A 19202-nucleotide genomic window follows, 5' to 3' on the forward strand; every position below is an offset into this window, starting at 1 on the left:
TTCCACCTGCATAGATTGAAATCAACCCGGAGCAGGCACGGTCCTGCCCCGAGGTAGCGCTATTGCGTGCTGCGTTATTGCGCCAGCTTGGCCTTGGCCGCCTCAAGGCCGGGTTTGCCATCAACAGTGGTAACGCCGGCAAGCCAGGTGTCCAGCTTGCCGGGGTTGTCTTTAAGCCACTTCTTGGCGGCTGCTTCGGGTTTCATCTTGTCGTCCAGGACATAGCCCATCATGGTGCTTTCATCCTTGAGCTCGAACGACAGGTTCTTGAGCAGTTGGCCAACGTTGCTGCATTCCTGCGCGTAGCCCTTGCGGGTATTGGTCAATACGGTCGCCTTGCCGAAATCGGGCCCGAAGAAATCGTCCCCGCCGGTCAGGTACTGCATCTTGAAGCGGGTGTTCATCGGGTGCGGTTCCCAGCCCAGGAACACCAGGGCCTCGCCGCGTTTTTGCGCGCGGTCGACCTGCGACAGCATGCCGGCCTCGCTCGATTGCACAATCTTGAAACCGGCGTCCTTCAGGCCGAAGGCGTTCTTGTCGATCATGCTCTGGATGGTGCGGTTGCCATCGTTGCCGGGCTCGATGCCGTAGATCTTGCCGTCCAGTTCCTTCTTGAACTTGGGAATGTCGGCGAAATCTTTCAGGCCCTTGTCGTACAGCGCCTGAGGCACGGCCAAGGTGTACTTGGCGTTTTCCAGGTTGGCGCGCACCGTTTCCACGGTGCCAGCGTCGCGGTACTGCTTGATGTCGTTCTCCATGGTCGGCATCCAGTTGCCGAGAAACACGTCCAGGTCCTTGCCGGTGGCCAGCGACTTGTAGGTCACGGGTACCGAGATCATGGTGGTGTGGGTTTTGTAACCCAGGGCTTCGAGCACAACGCTGGTGGTCGCGGTCGTGACTGTGATGTCGGTCCAGCCGACGTCGGAGAAACGTACCGTCTGACACTGCTCGGGTTCGGCGGCCTGGGCCAGCAAGGGCGTGGACAGCAACGCAACCAGCAACAGCGAGGGTGAACCTTTCATGGATGGACTCCTGAGATATTGTCTTCGGGTTCGCGTGGGTCGCCGGGCTTTCTGAGGGTCCGGTCGACCAGGCCTGCAGAGGGCAGGATGCGTGGCCGTGCTTTACGAGTCGCTTTCGATAATCCTCCAGCGCCGGGCAATCGCCTACTGGTAGGGTCGTATCCAGTACGGAACGGGTCGTATCCAGTAAGGGCGATGTCGCTTATGGGTTTATCCACCCCCTCGGCCGCATTTTTGCGTCACCAGGCCGCCGGAAAGCGGCGCGGTGAGGGCCGCTCCTTGAGCAAAAACAGCGCGGCGCGGCTGGACAAAAGTACGTCGGTTGCAGACGGCGAGGGGTGCGGTAAAAGCCCGATGATGCTGGCATTCAAGGCGGCCCGCTGTTTGAGCCTAGCAGTTGCCCCGCCCTGCGCATGGCGCGCAGAGACAAGCCCAGCAAGAGGTGATTCGACAATGGCCATCAGCGTGTTCGACCTGTTCAAGATCGGTGTCGGGCCTTCTAGCTCCCACACCGTCGGCCCCATGCGTGCTGGCGCCCTGTTTGTTCAGGGCCTTCGCGAACGCGGCGAGCTGGAGCGTGTAAAACGGATCGAAGTGCGCCTGTATGGCTCGCTGTCGGCCACCGGCATCGGTCACGGCACCGACAACGCCACGGTCATGGGCCTGATGGGCGAATGGCCTGACGCCATTGACCCGACCCAGATCGTGCCGCGCATCGCCGACCTGCGCGAAACCAACACGCTGCAGCTTGATAGCCGCTTGCCGATAGAGTTTGTCTGGGCCCGCGACATGCTGCTGCTGGACGAGAACCTGCCGTATCACCCCAACGCCATGACCCTGATTGCCGAAGGCGAGCAGGGCGAGTTGCACCGCGACACCTACTACTCGGTGGGTGGCGGCTTTGTGGTCGATGCCGCCCAGGCCGCCAGCGGTGTGCTGGATGCCGACCAGACGGTGCTGCCGTACGACTTCAACAGCGCCGCCGAACTGCTGCGGCTGTGCAAGCAAAACGACCTCAGCGTGTCGCAATTGATGATGGCCAACGAGAAGGTCTGGCGCAGCGAAGAAGAGATCCGCGCCGGCCTGCACAAGCTCTGGGAAGCCATGCAGGAATGCGTCAACAACGGGCTTAAATACGAAGGCACGCTGCCCGGCGGGCTGAACGTGCGCCGCCGCGCTGCCAAGCTGCACCGCAGCCTGCAGGAGATCGGCAAGCCCAACGTGATCGGCTCGACCATGAGCGCCATGGAATGGGTCAACCTGTTCGCCCTGGCCGTCAACGAAGAGAACGCCGCCGGTGGGCGCATGGTTACCGCACCCACCAATGGCGCGGCCGGCATCATCCCGGCGGTGCTGCACTACTACATGCGCTTCAGCGATGAGGTGAATGAGTCCAGCATTGTCGATTACTTCCTGGCTGCGGCTGCCGTGGGCATCCTGTGCAAGAAGAACGCGTCGATTTCCGGTGCCGAAGTGGGCTGCCAGGGTGAAGTCGGCTCAGCCTGCGCCATGGCGGCGGCAGGGCTTGCCGAAGTGTTGGGTGCCACCCCGCCACAGGTGGAGAACGCGGCCGAAATTGCCTTGGAACACAACCTCGGCCTGACCTGCGACCCGGTCGGCGGGTTGGTGCAGGTGCCGTGCATCGAGCGCAACGCGATTGCTGCGGTAAAAGCCATCAACGCGGTGCAAATGGCGCTGCGCGGTGACGGCGAGCACTTCATTTCCCTCGACCAGGTGATCCGCACCATGCGCGATACCGGGGCCGACATGCACGACAAATACAAAGAGACCTCGCGCGGTGGCCTGGCGGTCAGCGCTATCGAGTGCTGATCGTTACCAGGTTTGCTGGCCTCTTCGCGGGTGAACCCGCTCCCACAGGCATTGCGCAGTACGTGTGGGAGCGGGTTCACCCGCGAAGAGGCCTTTGAAGGTTGATGCAGGTGCAACATAACTACCTATGCCTCCTTATGGTGCGCCCGCCGCCTACCGATCGTCGGGTGTCGCGATCAGTGTCGGCATTGTCGGTGACACTCAAGAGTGTCGTTTCTGGGCAACTTACGCTGCACGTGTCACCAAATTGCTCAGCCGTTACACGCACGGCGCCTAGCACGCCTGTTTTGCGACTATCTGCCAACTCGGCCGAAGCCCCTGATTTGCCTGATGCAGGTGTCGTTTTCAGGTTTTTTTGGATAGCCGTTCAATTTCAGGCACGGCGTTTGCGTTGAGATTGGCAACCTACCCCCGGAAAATGACCGAGGGGTCATAACAAGAAATCAGTGCCCGCCTGAGGCACACCCTGCATTTGTGTGAGGAGAAATCGCGATGACGTCGTACACCTCCGGGACCCCAACCCAGAACCGCACAGCACCCCAGTCCATCGGGTTTCTTCTACTGGACAATTTCACCCTGATTTCCCTGGCATCGGCCGTCGAGCCGCTGCGCATGGCCAACCAGCTGTCCGGCCGCGAGCTGTACCGCTGGCACACCCTGACTGTCGACGGCGGCCAGGTCTGGGCCAGCGACGGCCTGCAGATCACCCCCGATGCCGCCATGCACAGCGCCCCGCCCATCGATACCGTGATCGTCTGCGGCGGCGTGGGCATCCAGCGCACTGTTACCCGTGAGCATGTCACCTGGCTGCAGGCCCAGGCCCGTCAGTCGCGCCGCCTTGGCGCGGTGTGCACCGGCAGCTGGGCCCTGGCCTGTGCCGGGCTGCTCGACGGTTTCGATTGCAGTGTGCACTGGGAGTGCCTGGCGGCCATGCAGGAGGCCTACCCGCGGGTGAACATGAGCACCCGGCTGTTCACCCTCGACCGTAACCGCTTCACCAGCTCCGGCGGCACTGCGCCGCTGGACATGATGTTGCACCTGATCAGCCGCGATCATGGCCGCGAGCTGTCGGCGGCCATCTCCGAGATGTTCGTCTATGAGCGCATCCGCAACGAGCAGGACCACCAGCGCGTGCCGCTCAAGCACATGCTCGGTACCAACCAGCCGAAGTTGCAGGAGATCGTCGCGCTGATGGAGGCCAACCTCGAAGAGCCGATCGACCTGGACGAACTGGCGGTGTACGTGGCGGTGTCGCGACGCCAGCTTGAGCGGCTGTTCCAGAAGTACCTGCACTGCTCGCCATCGCGCTACTACCTGAAACTGCGCCTGATCCGTGCGCGGCAGCTGCTCAAGCAGACACCGATGTCGATCATCGAAGTGGCGTCGGTGTGTGGTTTTGTGTCCACGCCGCACTTCTCCAAGTGCTACCGCGAGTACTTCGGCATACCGCCGCGTGACGAGCGTGTGGGTTCCAACACCGCGCAGCAAGTAGCGATGATGCCGATTCCGCAGGCCATGACCCTGTCGCCGCACAGTGGGCCGATGGCCGCGCTTAGCCAGGCGCGCAACGAGTCGACCTTTGCCAGCGTAAGGCTCTGACACCGCGCCGGGCTTTTCGCGGGCACGCCCGCTCCCACAGGTACTGCACAGGCCTCGATCTGTGTGTAGTCACTGTGGGAGCTGGCTTGCAGGCGATAGGGCCAGTACAGGAAAAAGAATCAGGCCCGCTTGTTGAAACTCGCCAGCGCTGGCAGCAGCTGCTTGTCGATGGCCTGGCGTACAGCAGGCAGGATCGTCGCACTACCGGTGTACATCTGCTCCACCATCCCCTTCAGCGCCCGCGCATTGGGCTCGGTCAGCCCACGCACCACCGCTTCACACGCCTGTTCGGCACTGGCCCCGGCTGGAATATCGAAACCGCGGGCGCGCAGGTGGCCGGCGAGGTCGTCCTGGTCAATCAAATCCGCATGCATCATGGCTGTTGTCCCTTTTATCGCGAAGAGAGTGCTGCTGTGATCCAGGACCGATTCTGTGACGTGCGCAACAGCCTCGCAAGGACAGAATGTCGCCATGGCTGCTTTGGCTAAGAACAGGTCGTTTACGGCTAAATCCCCCGCCCGGCAAGCACGCACACTGAAGCCATTCACGGTACCCGAGGGTTTGGTCACCCTCGCTCACGCACAGTGGATGTTGCTCGCTCTTGGCCCCGGTAGCTCACGGCTTTCCGGGGTTATTTTTTTGCAACTGTTATTTATGTCAGTTGTTGGGGGTCGATGCCCGTGGTCAAGTAAGGCTCCGATAGCTGGAGCATGGACATGAACCGGAAACAATTGAAATTCTGCTTGCTTGGTGCTGTGTTTCTTTTTGCAGGATGCACAGCTTCGGACCCTACAAACTATCTCGACAGTTCGGCGGATACGCTGTTTCAGATCAAGCCAGACCAGAACCGCGCCGCCCTTGAGAGGCAATCGGGTACTGACCAGTATTTGAAACTTTTGTTGAATGTGGCAGAAGGCGCTGAAGTTAAAGAAGTGCAGGTCAAGCCTGGGCTTGTATCGAAAGATACGGCGATGCTATCAATGCCTCTGACTGACGGCCGAACGGTGAGTTTCAAGTTGTCAAGAAGCGATAATGTTGCTTCGGGAATGGTAGGGTGGGTTGGCGATATACCCTCCAACCGTAGACAACTCTACCCCTCACCTGCGGAAATCGAAATGGATCCGCTCAACTGGGTTTCATTGGTGAGCGACGGTAATCTGGTCGTTGGGGATATCCGAGTGGAGGGGCAGCTCTACCGGTTAACGGCGGTTGGCAAAGGCCAGCAAGTCTTGGTCAAGGTTGATGAATCAAAACTACCACCAGAAGCAGCGCCGATAGCTGCTCCTGTGCAAGCGCAGGCAAAAACCAAGTCACTCAGTACGTTTCAGTCGCCAAAAAGCACTATTAGGGTGCTATTCGTTACAACGCAGCAGTCGAGGGCCATGTTTCCGAGTTACAAGATCGAATTGGTTCAAGCTTTACAGAACGCCAACCAATACTTGATCAATAGCAAAGTGGATGCCGTGTACGAGCTGTCTGGAATTTACGATTCTGACTACGATGAGACAGGCAAGTCTCCACAGACTCAGCTCAACGATATGATAGCTGATAGACCGTTAGGGGCTAAAATCCACATTGAACGTGAAAAATGGCGCGCCGATCTGGTATCAATGCTTTCGACATTTAGTATTTACTGTGGTATAGCGAAAACGCCAGCGTCCAAGGAGACCGCTTTCTCGTCCTTTAGTTGCTTTGGTGCGTTAGGCCACGAATTAGGACATAACATGGGGGCCTCTCATAACGATGAGGATCCAGGTGAGTCCCTACCCCCTTACGCTTATGGCTACAAGCATACAGCGCCAAATTTTCATACGCAGATGCGAACGTCGCATGGCGCCATTCCCTATCATTCAAACCCGCGATTGCAGTATCAAGGGGTTTCTATAGGTACGGTAGATAAAAATGATGTGGCGCGGACTTTCAACGAAAATCGGGACACTGTTGCCAATTTTTATCCGGACCCTGCTCATCGCGTTCGTTTGTGGCTGTATGGGGCGAACCGGGGTTGTTTCATTGATTTAAAACCGGGTGAACAAGCGCTGCTCTCTTGGTATACGGAATGCAAGGATAATGATGTCGATCCCGTACGGGTAGAGGTAAAAGATTTCTACAGCGGTTCGACTCCCAGAAAATTATGCTTCTCCAACATTTTTTACACAGTAAGGAGCTGCTATACGGGCAGTAACTTTTCTGGGGATTTTGTTATCACGAGCGTTCATTCTGGCGGTGGTAAACCAGAGGGGTTCAAATTTACAAGAAGACTGATAGGGCCAGTCTATAGGGTGTCATACGAGTGATCGTTTTGATTATCCGCTTATACTCTGTCTGATTGTTGCGAGTGAAGGCGCCTAGGTGCTTCGTATATATGGAGACCCTGGCGCCGGTTCTCTGGTTATTCAAGAAGGAAGTTTTATCGTACGCCCCATATATTGCGGCGCCTGCGCCCCCTCCTGTTGCTCTACCAAGTGATTCAATCGGCAAACAGTCGTGTGCCCAAAAGGCGCTGACTTCGGCCCCGCTAGGTCCACGTGCAGTAACATCTGCTCGCTCGCCGCCAGCGCCTCGTCGAACCCTGCCCGGTGCAGGCTGTGATACACGTGAAGACGCTTGCGATCAAAGCCGATGATCTGCGTCTGCACCCACACCTCGGTGCCCAGCTTCACCTCGTGCAGATAATTGATATGCGCCTCCAGCGTGAACAGTGAATTACCACTTTGCCCGCGGCTGTCGGCGTCCAGGCCAATGCGCTCCATCAGGGCATCGGTCGCGTAGCTGAAGATCAGCAGGTAGAAGGCATCCCGCAGGTGGCCGTTGTAATCGACCCAGTCCTCCTGGACCGTGGTGCGGTAAGTGATCAGAGCGGGCATCTTGGTCTCCTTAATCGCTAAACGACATGCCATGGCTGGCCTTGCTGGTTTTCACCGCTTCCAGTACCGCCAGCAGGGTGTCGTCACGGTAGCGCTCCAGTGCAGCGATACTGCGCTCGCCCTGTTGCTCAGAGGTACCGTTCACCACATCGTCGATCAGCTTGTCGGTCAGTTCCGGTGCTGGCAGGTAGGTCCAGGGCAGCTTCAGGGCGGGGCCGAACTGTGACATGAAGTGGCGCATGCCGGCATCGCCACCGGCCAGGGTGTAGGTAAGGAACGTGCCCATGAACGACCAGCGCAAGCCTGCGCCGAAGCGAATCGCGTCGTCGATTTCGCCCGTGGTGGCAACGCCGTCGTTGACCAGGTGCAAGGCCTCGCGCCAGAGGGCTTCGAGCAGGCGGTCGGCGATGAAGCCTGGCACCTCCTTGCGCACATGCAGCGGGCGCATGCCGAGTGCGGTGTAGATGGTTTTGGCAGCTTCAATGGCCTGGGGTGAGGTGCGGCTACCGCCAACGATCTCCACCAGCGGCAGCAGGTACACTGGGTTGAAGGGGTGGCCGACAACACAGCGTTCAGGGTGAGTCGACGATTCGTAGAATTCGCTGGGCAACAGGCCCGAAGTGCTTGAACCGATGATCGCGTCAGGCTTGGCGGCGGCGCTTATTTTCGCGTGCAGGTCGAGCTTGAGGTCCAGGCGCTCTGGCGCGCTTTCCTGGATGAAGTCGGCGTCGCGCACGCATTCTTCGATGGTGCTGACGAACTTCAGCCGGTCCTGGGAGGCACTTTGGGCCAGGCCTTGTTTTTCAAGCGCCGGCCAGGCGTTGGCGATACGTTTGCGCAGCGCCTGTTCGGCACCGGGCGCCGGGTCCCAGGCGACCACATCCAGGCCGTGGGCGAGAGCGCGGGCGACCCAGCCGCTGCCGATCACGCCGCTACCCAGGGCGGCAAAGGTCTTTATTTCGGTGATGAAGGGCATATCGGTCTCCTGAATGGATCAGCGGCGCTTGAGGTTCATTTTTTCCCGGCCTTCTGCCGGGCTGAGCACGCGGCCACCCATGCGGGTGATGATCTCGCTTGCGCGTTCCACCAGTTGGCCATTGCTGGCCAGCACCCCACGGTCCAGATACAAGTTGTCTTCCAGGCCCACCCGCACATTGCCGCCGAGCAAAACGGCCTGGGCGGCCATGGGCATCTGCATGCGGCCGATGCCGAAGCCGGCCCAAGTGACGTTGGCAGGCAGGTTGTCCACCATCGCCTTCATGGTGGTGGTGTCGGCCGGTGCGCCCCACGGGATGCCCAGGCACAGCTGGAACAGCGGGTCTACGAGCAGGCCTTCCTTCATCATTTGCTTGGCGAACCACAGGTGGCCGGTGTCGAAGATTTCCAGTTCGGCTTTCACGCCCAGTTCGGTGATGCGTTTGGCGCCGGCGCGCAGTTGGGCCGGGGTGGACACGTAGATCGAGTTGCCGTCGCCGAAGTTGAGGGTGCCGCAGTCGAGGGTGCAGATTTCCGGCAGCAGCGCTTCGACATGGGCCAGGCGCTCCAGCGGGCCGATCAGGTCGGTGCCCGGGCCGAACTCCAGCGGCGTTTCACCCGGGCCGATTTCCAGGTCGCCGCCCATGCCGGCAGTGAGATTGACGATGATGTCCACGTCAGCTTCACGGATGCGTTCCATGACTTCGCGGTACAGCGCCACATCGCGGCTGAAGCGGCCGGTCTGCGGGTCGCGGACGTGGCAGTGGACCACGGTGGCGCCGGCCTTGGCGGCCTCGACGGCGGATTCGGCGATCTGTTTGGGGGTGACCGGGACCAGGTGGCTTTTCGAGGCGGTGTCGCCGGCGCCGGTGAGGGCGCAGGTGATGATGACGTCGTGGTTCATGGCGGGGTTCCTTGTGTTGTCTGTGCTGGCCCTATCGCCGGCAAGCCAGCTCCCACAGGGTTCGCGTGAACCCTGGGCGTAGGCAGAACCTGTGGGAGCGGGCGTGCCCGCGAAAGGGCCGGATCAGTTGGCAGTAAGCTTGAGGTTGTCCGCGGCCGGCTTGCCATCGAAGGTGGTCACGCCCTCAAGCCAGCGGGCTTTGTCATCGGGGTGGTCCTTGAGCCACTGGCGGGCCGATTGCAGCGCATCCTTGTGGTCGAGCAGCGGCTGCATCATGCGGCTCTCGTCCTCGGCGCTGAAGTTCAGGTTGGCCAGCAGGCGGTGGGCGTTGGGGCAGCGTTCGGCGTAGTCCGGGGCAGTCACTGTCCACACCGTTGCGCGGCCTTCGTCCGGGCCCAGGGCGTCCTGGCTCTCGCCCAGGTAGGCCATGTCGATGTTCACGTTCATCGGGTGCGGCGCCCAGCCGAAGAACACCACGGCCTCCTTGCGCCGCACGGCGCGGTCGACGGCAGCAAGCATGCCGGCCTCGCTGGACTCGACCAGCTGGAACTTGCCCAGGCCGAACTGGTTCTTGGTGATCATCGCCTTGATCTGGGTGTTGGCGCCGGAACCGGGCTCGATGCCGTAGATCTTGCCGCCCAGCTCCTTCTCGAACTTGTGGATGTCGGCGAAGGTCTTCAGGCCTTTGTCATACAGGTACTTCGGCACTGCCAGGGTCGCCCGGGCATCTTCCAGGCTGGGCTTTTCCAGCACCTTCACCTGCTGGGCATCGATGAACGGGGTGATGGTCTGGGTCATGATCGGGTTCCAGTAACCCAGGAACATATCCAGGCGCTTGTCGCGGATGCCGGCGAAGATGATCTGCTGCGAGGCGCTGGTCTGTTTGGTCTGGTAGCCCAGGCCGTCGAGCAGCACCTGCGCCATGGCGCTGGTGGCGATGACGTCGGTCCAGTTGACCACGCCCAGGCGGACATTCTTGCAGGCCGCAGGTTCGGCGGCGTAAAGCGGGGAAGTGGCGATGCTGCTCAGGGCAAGGGTCAACAGGCTGCGGCGGATCAAGCTGTGCATGGTGGCTCTCCATCGGCAGTGCATATTGTTATGGGGTTCGGTCTCTCTGGGCCGTGTGAACACGCTACGCTGCACGCAGGGTGAAAAATCGCACCCTGGCGACCAACACTTGCACGGAGGCGACCACCTTTGCCGTGGAGCATGCAATGCTGCAAAACATTCAATTTCTGCTGTTGCCCGGGTTCTCGGCCATGGGCTTCATCAGTGCCCTGGAGCCGCTGCGGGTAGCCAACCGGTTCAAGGGGCCGTCCTACCGTTGGCAGGTATTGAGCCTGGATGGCGGTGCGGTGCAGGCCAGCAACGGCATGTCGGTAAACGCCGATGCGGCGCTGGCCGCGGGCGAGCCTGCCGGCATCCTGCTGATCGTGGCCGGTTTCGATCCCCTGGCCTGTTATGGCCAGGCGCTGCAACAGGTGCTACGCCGCCTGGATCATGAAGGGGTGATACTCGGCGGCATCGACACGGGTGCAGTGGTACTGGCCGAGGCCGGCCTGCTCGACGGCCACCGCGCCACCGTGCACTGGGAGGCGCTGGAAGCGTTCAAGGAAAACTACCCGAGCCTGCAGGCGACCCAGGAGCTGTTCGAGATCGACCGGCGGCGCATCACTTGCGCTGGCGGCACGGCGTCCATTGACCTGATGCTCGACCTGATTGCACAGGCCCACGGCAGTGAACTGGCGGTGCAGGTGTCGGAGCAATTCGTGCTCGGGCGTATCCGCCAGCGACAGGACCACCAGCGCATGCAGATCGCCAGCCGCTATGGCATCAGCAACAAGAAGCTGGTGAAGGTGATTGGCGAAATGGAGCGCAACACCGAACAGCCGCTCAATACCCAGGTGCTGGCTGAAGCGGTGCAGGTGACCCGGCGCCAGCTGGAACGGCTGTTTCGTGTGCACTTGGACGACACGCCCAGTGGTTTCTATCTGCGACTGCGGCTGGACAAGGCGCGGCAGTTGTTGCGCCAGACCGACATGAGTGTGCTGGAGGTGGGGGTGGCTTGCGGGTTCGAGTCGGCTTCGTACTTTACCCGTTGTTACCGGGCGCGGTACCAGCGTTGCCCGCGGGAGGACAGGTTGGCCAGGGCAGTTTGATTTCCTCCTGCACTGGCCCTATCACCGGCAAGCCAGCTCCCACAGGTATTGCACAGCCTTTGAATGCCGTGGGGTACCTGTGGGAGCTGGCTTGCCGGCGATAGGGCCTGCGCAGGAAACAGGGATTTCACTGCTGGCCGATGGACTGCAAATACTCCGACCGGTCATCACTGCGCTGGGCCACGCAGGTATCCCAGGCCGCCTGGAATGCCTTGCTCCCCTGCTTCTCGGCATAGGTCTCAACCTTGCAATCAGCATCGCGCAGTTGCATCCACAGCTTCTCTGCCGCGTCCATGCGCCCGATCAGGGCAGTGGCCTGGTCGCTTTCGTCGGCATATTGATCGCGAATGCGCTGGATCAAGTCGTCGTAAGCCGATTTCAGCTCCCGCTCGGCCGTCTGCTTGTTGAATGCAGCGCAGGCGTAGGTCTGCTGATCGGTGTCGACGTTGTCGCACGGGGTGCTTTCTTCCTCGCCGGCCTGGGCGCCCGATACGACGGCCAGCAGCGCCAGCCATGCCAATGATTTCATCCCTTTTCTCCTCAACAGGCTGACGAATCGCAGGGATTCTCGCTCAGACGAGGGCGCGTGGGTAGCCACCTGTCCAAATGTTCATAAAGCAGCCCGAAAGGTCGTTAACGCGACTGCCTCTCATCGCCAGACGGCGTGCCAGAGGGCGTGTTGTCGCGCATTGACGCTTTCGGCAAACCCCCTGTCGTTTTTGCATCGGGGCGCCTTTGGGCACAGGCATATGCTGGCCCCAAAGCGCCGGCACAAGGTTTGGCGCCAACCATTCAATAAAAGGGGACAGCCTGATGAGCCCAGCCGAACTTCACGCCGACAGCATCGTCATCGACGGCCTGATCATTGCCAAATGGAACCGCGAGCTGTTCGAGGACATGCGCAAAGGCGGGCTGACTGCGGCCAACTGCACGGTGTCGGTCTGGGAAGGCTTCAAGGCAACCGTCGACCAGATCGCCGCCAGCCAGAAGCTCATCCGCGACAACAGCGACCTGGTGATGCCGGTGCGTACCACCGCCGACATCCGCAAGGCCAAGGAACTGGGCAAGACCGGCATCCTCTTCGGCTTCCAGAACGCCCATGCGTTCGAAGACCAGATCGCCTATGTGGACGTGTTCAAGCAGCTGGGCGTGGGCATCGTGCAGATGTGCTACAACACCCAGAACCTGGTGGGCACCGGCTGCTACGAGCGTGACGGCGGGCTGTCGGGCTTCGGCCGCGAGATCGTGGCGGAAATGAACCGCGTCGGCATCATGTGCGACCTGTCCCACGTCGGCTCCAAGACCTCCGAAGAGGTCATCCTCGAATCGAAGAAACCGGTCTGCTACTCCCACTGCCTGCCGTCGGGCCTTAAAGAGCACCCGCGCAACAAGTCGGACGAAGAGCTGAAATTCATCGCCGACCACGGCGGCTTCGTCGGCGTGACCATGTTCGCGCCGTTCCTGGCCAAAGGCATCGACTCGACCATCGACGACTACGCCGAAGCCATCGAGTACACCATGAACATCGTCGGTGAAGACGCCATCGGTATCGGCACCGACTTCACCCAGGGCCATGGGCAGGACTTCTTCGAGTACCTGACCCACGACAAGGGCTACGCCCGTCGTCTGACCAACTTCGGCAAGATCATCAACCCGCTGGGCATCCGCACCGTGGGCGAATTCCCCAACCTCACCGAAACCTTGCTCAAGCGCGGCCACTCCGAGCGTGTGGTGCGCAAGATCATGGGCGAGAACTGGGTCAACGTCCTCAAGGACGTCTGGGGCGAGTAAGCCGCTCTCCAAGCCTGATAGCCCCTGCCAGCAACGCCGGGGCACCCACATAAAAATTTGTATGGAGTTGAGTTTCCATGGCCAAGATCGCCCCGCAATTGCCAATCGAAGTCGACAGCGAGACCGGTGTCTGGACCAGCGACGCCTTGCCGATGCTGTACGTGCCGCGCCATTTCTTCGTCAACAACCACATCGGTATCGAGGAAGTGCTGGGCGCCGACGCCTATGCCGAGATCCTCTACAAGGCCGGCTACAAGTCCGCCTGGCACTGGTGTGAAAAGGAAGCCGAGTGCCATGGCCTGGAAGGCGTGGCGGTGTTCGAGCACTACATGAAGCGCCTGAGCCAGCGTGGCTGGGGCCTGTTCGAGATCCAGGACATCGACCTGGACAAAGGCAACTGCAGCGTCAAGCTCAAGCATTCGGCGTTCGTGTACGTTTACGGCAAGGTTGGCCGCAAGGTCGACTACATGTTCACCGGCTGGTTCGCCGGCGCAATGGACCAGATTCTCGCTGCCCGCGGCAGCTCGATCCGCACCGTGGCCGAACAGGTCTACGGCGGTTCGGAAGAAGGCCACGAAGATGGCCTGTTCGTTACAAAGCCGTTGTAAGCCGGAGATAGCGTCATGGCATTCGAAGCAATGTTCCAGCCGATCCAGATCGGCAAACTGACCATCCGCAACCGTGTGCTCAGCACCGCGCACGCCGAGGTCTACGCCACTGACGGCGGCATGACGACCGACCGCTACGTGAAGTACTACGAAGAGAAGGCCAAGGGCGGTATCGGCCTGGCGATCTGCGGCGGCTCGTCCGTGGTCGCCATCGACAGCCCGCAGGAATGGTGGGCGTCGGTCAACCTGTCGACCGACCGCATCATCCCGCACTTCCAGAACCTGGCCGACGCCATGCACAAGCATGGCGCCAAGATCATGATCCAGATTACCCACATGGGCCGTCGCTCGCGCTGGGACGGCTTCAACTGGCCGACCCTGATGTCGCCGTCGGGCATCCGCGAACCGGTGCACCGCGCCACCTGCAAGACCATCGAGGTGGAAGAGATCTGGCGTGTCATCGGCAACTACGCGCAGGCTGCGCGGCGTGCCAAAGAGGGCGGGCTGGACGGCGTGGAACTGTCGGCCGTGCACCAGCACATGATCGACCAGTTCTGGAGCCCGCGGGTCAACAAGCGTACCGACGAATGGGGCGGCACGTTTGAAGGCCGCATGAAGTTCGGCCTGGAAGTACTCAAAGCCGTGCGCGCCGAAGTGGGCGACGACTTCTGCGTGGGCATGCGCATCTGTGGTGACGAGTTCCACCCCGATGGCCTCAGCCACGAAGACATGAAGCAGATTGCCGCCTACTACGACGGCACCGGCATGCTCGACTTCATCGGCGTGGTCGGCTCGGGCTGCGACACCCACAACACCCTGGCCAACGTCATCCCCAACATGAGCTACCCGCCAGAGCCGTTCCTGCACCTGGCAGCCGGCATCAAGGAAGTGGTCAAGGTCCCGGTGCTGCACGCGCAGAACATCAAGGACCCGAACCAGGCCACGCGCATTCTTGAAGGCGGCTACGTGGACATGGTCGGCATGACCCGTGCGCACATGGCCGACCCGCACCTGATCGCCAAGATCAAGATGGGCCAGATTGACCAGATCAAGCAGTGCGTCGGTGCCAACTACTGCATCGACCGCCAGTATCAGGGCCTGGATGTGCTGTGCATCCAGAACGCCGCGACCTCCCGTGAATACATGGGTGTGCCGCACATCATCGAAAAAACCACCGGCGTCAAACGCAAGGTGGTGGTGGTTGGCGCCGGCCCTGCCGGTATGGAAGCAGCCCGCGTGGCTGCCGAACGTGGGCACGATGTGACCCTGTTCGAGAAGAAAGACCAGATCGGCGGGCAGATCACCATTGCCGCCAAGGCACCGCAGCGTGACCAGATCGCCGGCATCACCCGCTGGTACCAGCTGGAGCTGGCGCGCCTGAAAGTGGACCTGCGCCTGGGCACCGCTGCCAGCGTGGACGCCATCCAGGACCTGCGCCCGGACGTGATCGTGCTGGCGGTGGGCGGCCATCCGTTTGTCGAGCAGAACGAGCACTGGGGCGCTGCCGAAGGGCTGGTGGTCAGCAGCTGGGACGTGCTCGACGGCAAGGTTGCGCCGGGCAAGAACGTGCTGGTGTACGACACCATTTGTGAATTCACCGGCATGTCGGCAGCAGACTACATTGCCGACAAAGGCAGCCAGGTTGAAATCGTCACCGACGACATCAAGCCGGGCGTGGCCATGGGCGGCACGACCTTCCCGACCTACTACCGCAGCATGTACCCGAAAGAAGTGATCATGACCGGCGACATGATGCTGGAAAAGGTCTACCGCGAAGGCGACAAGCTGGTGGCGGTGCTGGAGAACGAGTACACCGGCGCCAAGGAAGAACGCGTGGTCGACCAGGTGGTGATCGAGAACGGCGTGCGGCCTGATGAACAGCTGTACTACGCGCTGAAAGAGGGCTCGCGCAACAAGGGCCAGATCGATGTGGAGGCGCTGTTTGCCATCAAGCCACAGCCGATCCTCAGCCAGCCGGGCGAAGGTTACCTGCTGTACCGCATCGGCGACTGCGTGGCCCAGCGCAACGTGCATGCGGCGATCTACGACGCCTTGCGCCTGTGCAAGGATTTCTGATCGATCCAAATTTTCGCCACAGGGCATGGTCCCTGTGGGAGCGGGTTCACCCGCGAATGCGTCAGCACAAGCAACAGCGTTGTCTGATCGGACGCATTCGCGGGTAAACCCGCTCCCACAGGGGCCAATCCCAGCTTCAGAGTGGCGCAAGAATCCAGCTGTTGTGGGAGCCTCCCATGTTGAACACCCTTCTACCCATCCTGCTGTTCGCTGCCCTTGGCCTGGCGGTGCTCGGCGCCCTGCGCCGGGTGCGCATGTGGCGGCGTGGCCGGGCCTCCAAGGTCGACCTGATCGGCGGCCTGCTGGCCATGCCGCGCCGTTACCTGGTGGACCTGCACCACGTCGTCGAGCGCGACAAGTACATGTCCAAGACCCACGTGGCCACTGCTGGCGGCTTCGTGCTGTCGGCCGCGCTGGCGATCCTGGTGCATGGCTTTGGCCTGCAGAGCAAAATCCTCGGCTACGCGCTGCTGGTGGCCACGGTGATCATGTTCACTGGCGCCATCTTTGTCTTCAAGCGCCGCCTCAACCCGCCTGCGCGCCTGTCCAAAGGCCCGTGGATGCGCTTGCCGAAGAGCCTGCTGGTGTTTGCCGCAAGCTTCTTCATTGCCACCCTGCCGGTCGCCGGCATCCTGCCTGCCAACACGGGTGGCTGGGTGATGGTCGCAGTGCTCGGCCTGGGCGTGCTGTGGGGCGTGTCGGAGCTGTTCTTCGGCATGACCTGGGGCGGCCCGATGAAGCACGCCTTCGCCGGTGCGCTGCACCTGGCCTGGCACCGCCGCGCCGAGCGCTTTGGCGGCGGACGCTCCACCGGCCTCAAGCCGCTGGACCTGGAAGACCCCAACGCGCCGCTGGGCGTGGAAAAACCGGCTGACTTCACCTGGAACCAGCTGCTGGGCTTCGATGCCTGCGTGCAGTGCGGTAAATGTGAAGCCATGTGCCCGGCTTTTGCTGCTGGCCAGCCGCTGAACCCGAAAAAGCTCATCCAGGACATGGTCATCGGCCTGGCCGGTGGCACGGACGCCAAGTTCGCCGGTAGCCCTTACCCCGGCAAGCCGATCGGTGAGCACGGCGGCCATCCGCACCAGCCTATCGTCAATGGCCTGGTCGACGCTGAAACGCTGTGGTCGTGCACCACCTGCCGTGCCTGCGTCGAGGAATGCCCGATGATGATCGAGCACGTCGATGCCATCGTCGACATGCGCCGCCACCTCACCCTGGAAAAGGGCGCCACCCCGAACAAGGGCGCCGAGGTGCTGGACAACCTGATCGCCACCGACAATCCCGGCGGCTTCGTCCCAGGCGGTCGCATGAACTGGGCTGCCGACCTCAACCTGAAACTGCTGTCGGAGGTGAAAACCACCGAAGTGCTGTTCTGGGTTGGCGACGGTGCCTTCGACATGCGCAACCAGCGCACCCTGCGTTCGTTTGTCAAAGTACTGAAGGCCTCGGGCGTGGACTTTGCCGTGCTCGGGCTGGAAGAACGCGACAGTGGCGACGTGGCCCGCCGCCTGGGCGACGAAGCGACCTTCCAGCAACTGGCCAAACGCAACATCCAGACCTTGGCCAAATACAAGTTCCAGCGCATCGTCACCTGCGACCCGCACAGCTTCCATGTGCTGAAGAACGAGTACGGCGCATTGGGCGGCGAGTACCAGGTGCAGCACCACAGTACCTACATGGCCGAACTGATCGCGGCCAACAAGCTCAACCTGGCCCAGCACAAGGGCGGCAGCGTCACCTACCACGACCCGTGCTATCTGGGCCGCTACAACGGTGAGTACGAAGCGCCGCGTGAAGTGCTCAAGGCGCTGGGTATCGAAGTGCGCGAGATGCAGCGCTCGGGCTTCCGTTCCCGTTGCTGCGGCGGTGGCGGCGGTGCACCGATCACCGACATCCCGGGCAAGCAGCGTATCCCCGACATGCGCATGGACGACATTCGCGAAACCGAGGCCGAGTTGGTGGCCGTGGGTTGCCCACAGTGCACCGCCATGCTCGAAGGCGTGGTCGAGCCGCGCCCACAGATCAAGGACCTGGCGGAGCTGGTGGCCGACGTGCTGATCGAAGAGGACGCGCCGTCTGCCGCAAAGCCGCAAACGGCCAAACGTGAACCTGCGGAGGTGCACTGATGAGCGACATTATCCGCCGCGACCCACGCGCCGAGTGGATCGCCCGTAACCGCCTGCACCCGCTGCACGCGGCCATGCAGACGCAACAAACCAGCTGGATGGGGCCCAATGGCCTCATCCGCAAGAACCCCCATGCGATTGCCGCAGGCTTCATCGGCCCGGCCGGCATCAAGCGCATCGACCGCAGCGGCGCCCAGCAGGGTACCGGTGTGGGCGGGCGGCGCACGGCGGCGGCAGAGGTCAAGCTGCCGCTGCACCAGGTACCGGCGCCGGCGTTCTACATCGCGGTGGTGCCGGACATGGTCGGTGGCCGCCTGAGCAGCCACGACCGCGACCTGCTCGGCCTGGCCCACAGCCTGGCCGGCAGTGACGGCGCAGTGCTGGCGGTGGTCTTTAACGAGCACAAGGAAAGCAACTTTTCCACCGCTGGCGTCGACCGCCTGCTGGTCGTCGAGGGCGAGGCCTTCGAGGGTTATGCACCGGAGCAACTGGTGCAGGGCCTGCGGGCTGTGGATAACCAGTTCACCCCGCGCCACTGGCTGCTGCCTGACAGCCGCACCGGTGGCGGCGAACTGGGCCGACGCCTGGGCGCGGCGCTGGGCGAGCGCCCGGCCACGCGCGTATGGCAGGTCAAGGACGGCCAGTGCATCGGCCGCGCCGGTGCTGGCCAGCAAGACCTGCAACGTGCGGTGCCACGGCTGATACTGGCGGCGGCGGAGTGCGCCGAGCCGGTCAGCGAAACCCGTCACGAAGCCTTGCCGGTGGAGTTGTCCACAAGCGTGGCGCGCAGCCTGTCGCGCATCGAAGACCTGGGCTCGGTGGCCGTGGACCCGGCCACCATTGCCATGGCCGAGGCCGAGTTCATCATCTCGGGCGGCAACGGGGTCAAGGACTGGGACCTGTACCACCAGGCCACCGCAGCCCTTGGCGCCACCGAAGGCGCCTCGCGGGTGGCGGTGGACGACGGCTTCATGCCGCGCAACCGCCAGGTGGGTGCTACCGGCACCTGGGTTACCGCGCGCGTGTACGTGGCTGTGGGTATCTCGGGTGCCATCCAGCACCTTCAGGGCATCGGCGCCTGCGACAAGGTGGTGGCGATCAACATGGACCCGGGTTGCGACATGATCAAACGGGCGGACCTGTCGGTGATTGGCGACAGTTCGGCGATTCTCAAGGCATTGATCGAGGCTGTGGACAACTACCGCAGCGGCGGCCAGCGCGACGCGGCATAAGGGCACGACC

The 19202-nt window shown here is 61.8% G+C and carries 16 protein-coding genes; 9 read left to right on the forward strand and 7 right to left on the reverse strand.

The window, feature by feature from the left end; genetic code table 11:
* Nucleotides 1-74: 74 nt before the first annotated feature.
* Nucleotides 75-1022 carry a choline ABC transporter substrate-binding protein gene (locus WF331_RS09420; protein ID WP_016497605.1) on the reverse strand — a complete coding sequence of 316 codons (948 nt, stop codon included), beginning with the start codon at nt 1020-1022 and terminating at the stop codon, nt 75-77.
* 453 nt (nt 1023-1475) lie between these two features.
* Here WF331_RS09420 and WF331_RS09425 point away from each other — a divergent pair, with 453 nt between their 5' ends.
* Nucleotides 1476-2852, forward strand: coding sequence for an L-serine ammonia-lyase (locus tag WF331_RS09425; protein ID WP_016497606.1), 1377 nt, complete (start codon nt 1476-1478; stop codon nt 2850-2852).
* Between the two features lie 492 nt (nt 2853-3344).
* Nucleotides 3345-4451 carry a choline metabolism transcriptional regulator GbdR gene (locus WF331_RS09430; RefSeq protein ID WP_016497607.1) on the forward strand — a complete coding sequence of 369 codons (1107 nt, stop codon included), beginning with the start codon at nt 3345-3347 and terminating at the stop codon, nt 4449-4451.
* Nucleotides 4452-4570: 119 nt separating this feature from the next.
* Here the strand turns inward: WF331_RS09430 and WF331_RS09435 are convergent, their stop codons facing one another.
* Complete coding sequence (locus WF331_RS09435) at nt 4571-4828, reverse strand: hypothetical protein (protein ID WP_016497608.1); 258 nt, start codon at nt 4826-4828, stop codon at nt 4571-4573.
* 339 nt (nt 4829-5167) lie between these two features.
* Here WF331_RS09435 and WF331_RS09440 point away from each other — a divergent pair, with 339 nt between their 5' ends.
* Entirely contained in the window at nt 5168-6748 is a 1581-nt protein-coding gene (locus tag WF331_RS09440; RefSeq protein WP_284362012.1) for a zinc-dependent metalloprotease family protein, read from the forward strand.
* A gap of 99 nt (nt 6749-6847) precedes the next feature.
* Here the strand turns inward: WF331_RS09440 and WF331_RS09445 are convergent, their stop codons facing one another.
* The 4 genes from WF331_RS09445 to choX all read right to left on the reverse strand — a co-directional run bounded on the left by WF331_RS09445 (nt 6848) and on the right by choX (nt 10265).
* Nucleotides 6848-7318, reverse strand: a complete 471-nt coding sequence (locus tag WF331_RS09445) for a thioesterase family protein (RefSeq protein ID WP_016497612.1) — start codon at nt 7316-7318, stop codon at nt 6848-6850.
* A 10-nt stretch (nt 7319-7328) separates the two neighbouring features.
* Complete coding sequence (locus tag WF331_RS09450) at nt 7329-8294, reverse strand: L-carnitine dehydrogenase (protein WP_340622839.1); 966 nt, start codon at nt 8292-8294, stop codon at nt 7329-7331.
* 18 nt (nt 8295-8312) lie between these two features.
* Nucleotides 8313-9197, reverse strand: a complete 885-nt coding sequence (locus tag WF331_RS09455; protein WP_284362007.1) for a BKACE family enzyme — start codon at nt 9195-9197, stop codon at nt 8313-8315.
* Nucleotides 9198-9320: 123 nt separating this feature from the next.
* On the reverse strand, nt 9321-10265 hold the full coding sequence (gene choX, locus WF331_RS09460; RefSeq protein WP_284362005.1) for a choline ABC transporter substrate-binding protein: 945 nt from the start codon (nt 10263-10265) through the stop codon (nt 9321-9323).
* 146 nt (nt 10266-10411) lie between these two features.
* Here choX and WF331_RS09465 point away from each other — a divergent pair, with 146 nt between their 5' ends.
* A complete protein-coding gene (locus WF331_RS09465) occupies nt 10412-11356 on the forward strand; it encodes a GlxA family transcriptional regulator (RefSeq protein ID WP_016497616.1) in 945 nt (314 codons plus the stop codon).
* A 127-nt stretch (nt 11357-11483) separates the two neighbouring features.
* Here the strand turns inward: WF331_RS09465 and WF331_RS09470 are convergent, their stop codons facing one another.
* A complete protein-coding gene (locus WF331_RS09470; RefSeq protein WP_016497617.1) occupies nt 11484-11885 on the reverse strand; it encodes a lysozyme inhibitor LprI family protein in 402 nt (133 codons plus the stop codon).
* Between the two features lie 284 nt (nt 11886-12169).
* Between WF331_RS09470 and WF331_RS09475 the strand changes: the two genes are divergently transcribed.
* The 5 genes from WF331_RS09475 (at nt 12170) to etfA (ending at nt 19192) form a co-directional block, all read left to right on the forward strand.
* Entirely contained in the window at nt 12170-13147 is a 978-nt protein-coding gene (locus WF331_RS09475) for a dipeptidase (protein ID WP_016497618.1), read from the forward strand.
* Between the two features lie 77 nt (nt 13148-13224).
* The gene (locus WF331_RS09480; protein ID WP_340622840.1) at nt 13225-13755 is read left to right on the forward strand and encodes a DUF5943 domain-containing protein; all 531 of its coding nucleotides are present in this window, start codon (nt 13225-13227) and stop codon (nt 13753-13755) included.
* 15 nt (nt 13756-13770) lie between these two features.
* Entirely contained in the window at nt 13771-15831 is a 2061-nt protein-coding gene (dgcA, locus tag WF331_RS09485; protein ID WP_016497620.1) for a dimethylglycine demethylation protein DgcA, read from the forward strand.
* 176 nt (nt 15832-16007) lie between these two features.
* Entirely contained in the window at nt 16008-17960 is a 1953-nt protein-coding gene (dgcB, locus tag WF331_RS09490) for a dimethylglycine demethylation protein DgcB (protein WP_340622841.1), read from the forward strand.
* A complete protein-coding gene (gene etfA / locus WF331_RS09495; protein WP_016497622.1) occupies nt 17960-19192 on the forward strand; it encodes an electron transfer flavoprotein subunit alpha in 1233 nt (410 codons plus the stop codon). Before dgcB ends, etfA begins: the two co-directional genes overlap by 1 nt.
* The last annotated feature ends 10 nt before the right edge of the window (nt 19193-19202 follow it).

The organism is Pseudomonas sp. YNh (assembly GCF_037993085.1).
Classification (GTDB): domain Bacteria; phylum Pseudomonadota; class Gammaproteobacteria; order Pseudomonadales; family Pseudomonadaceae; genus Aquipseudomonas; species Aquipseudomonas putida.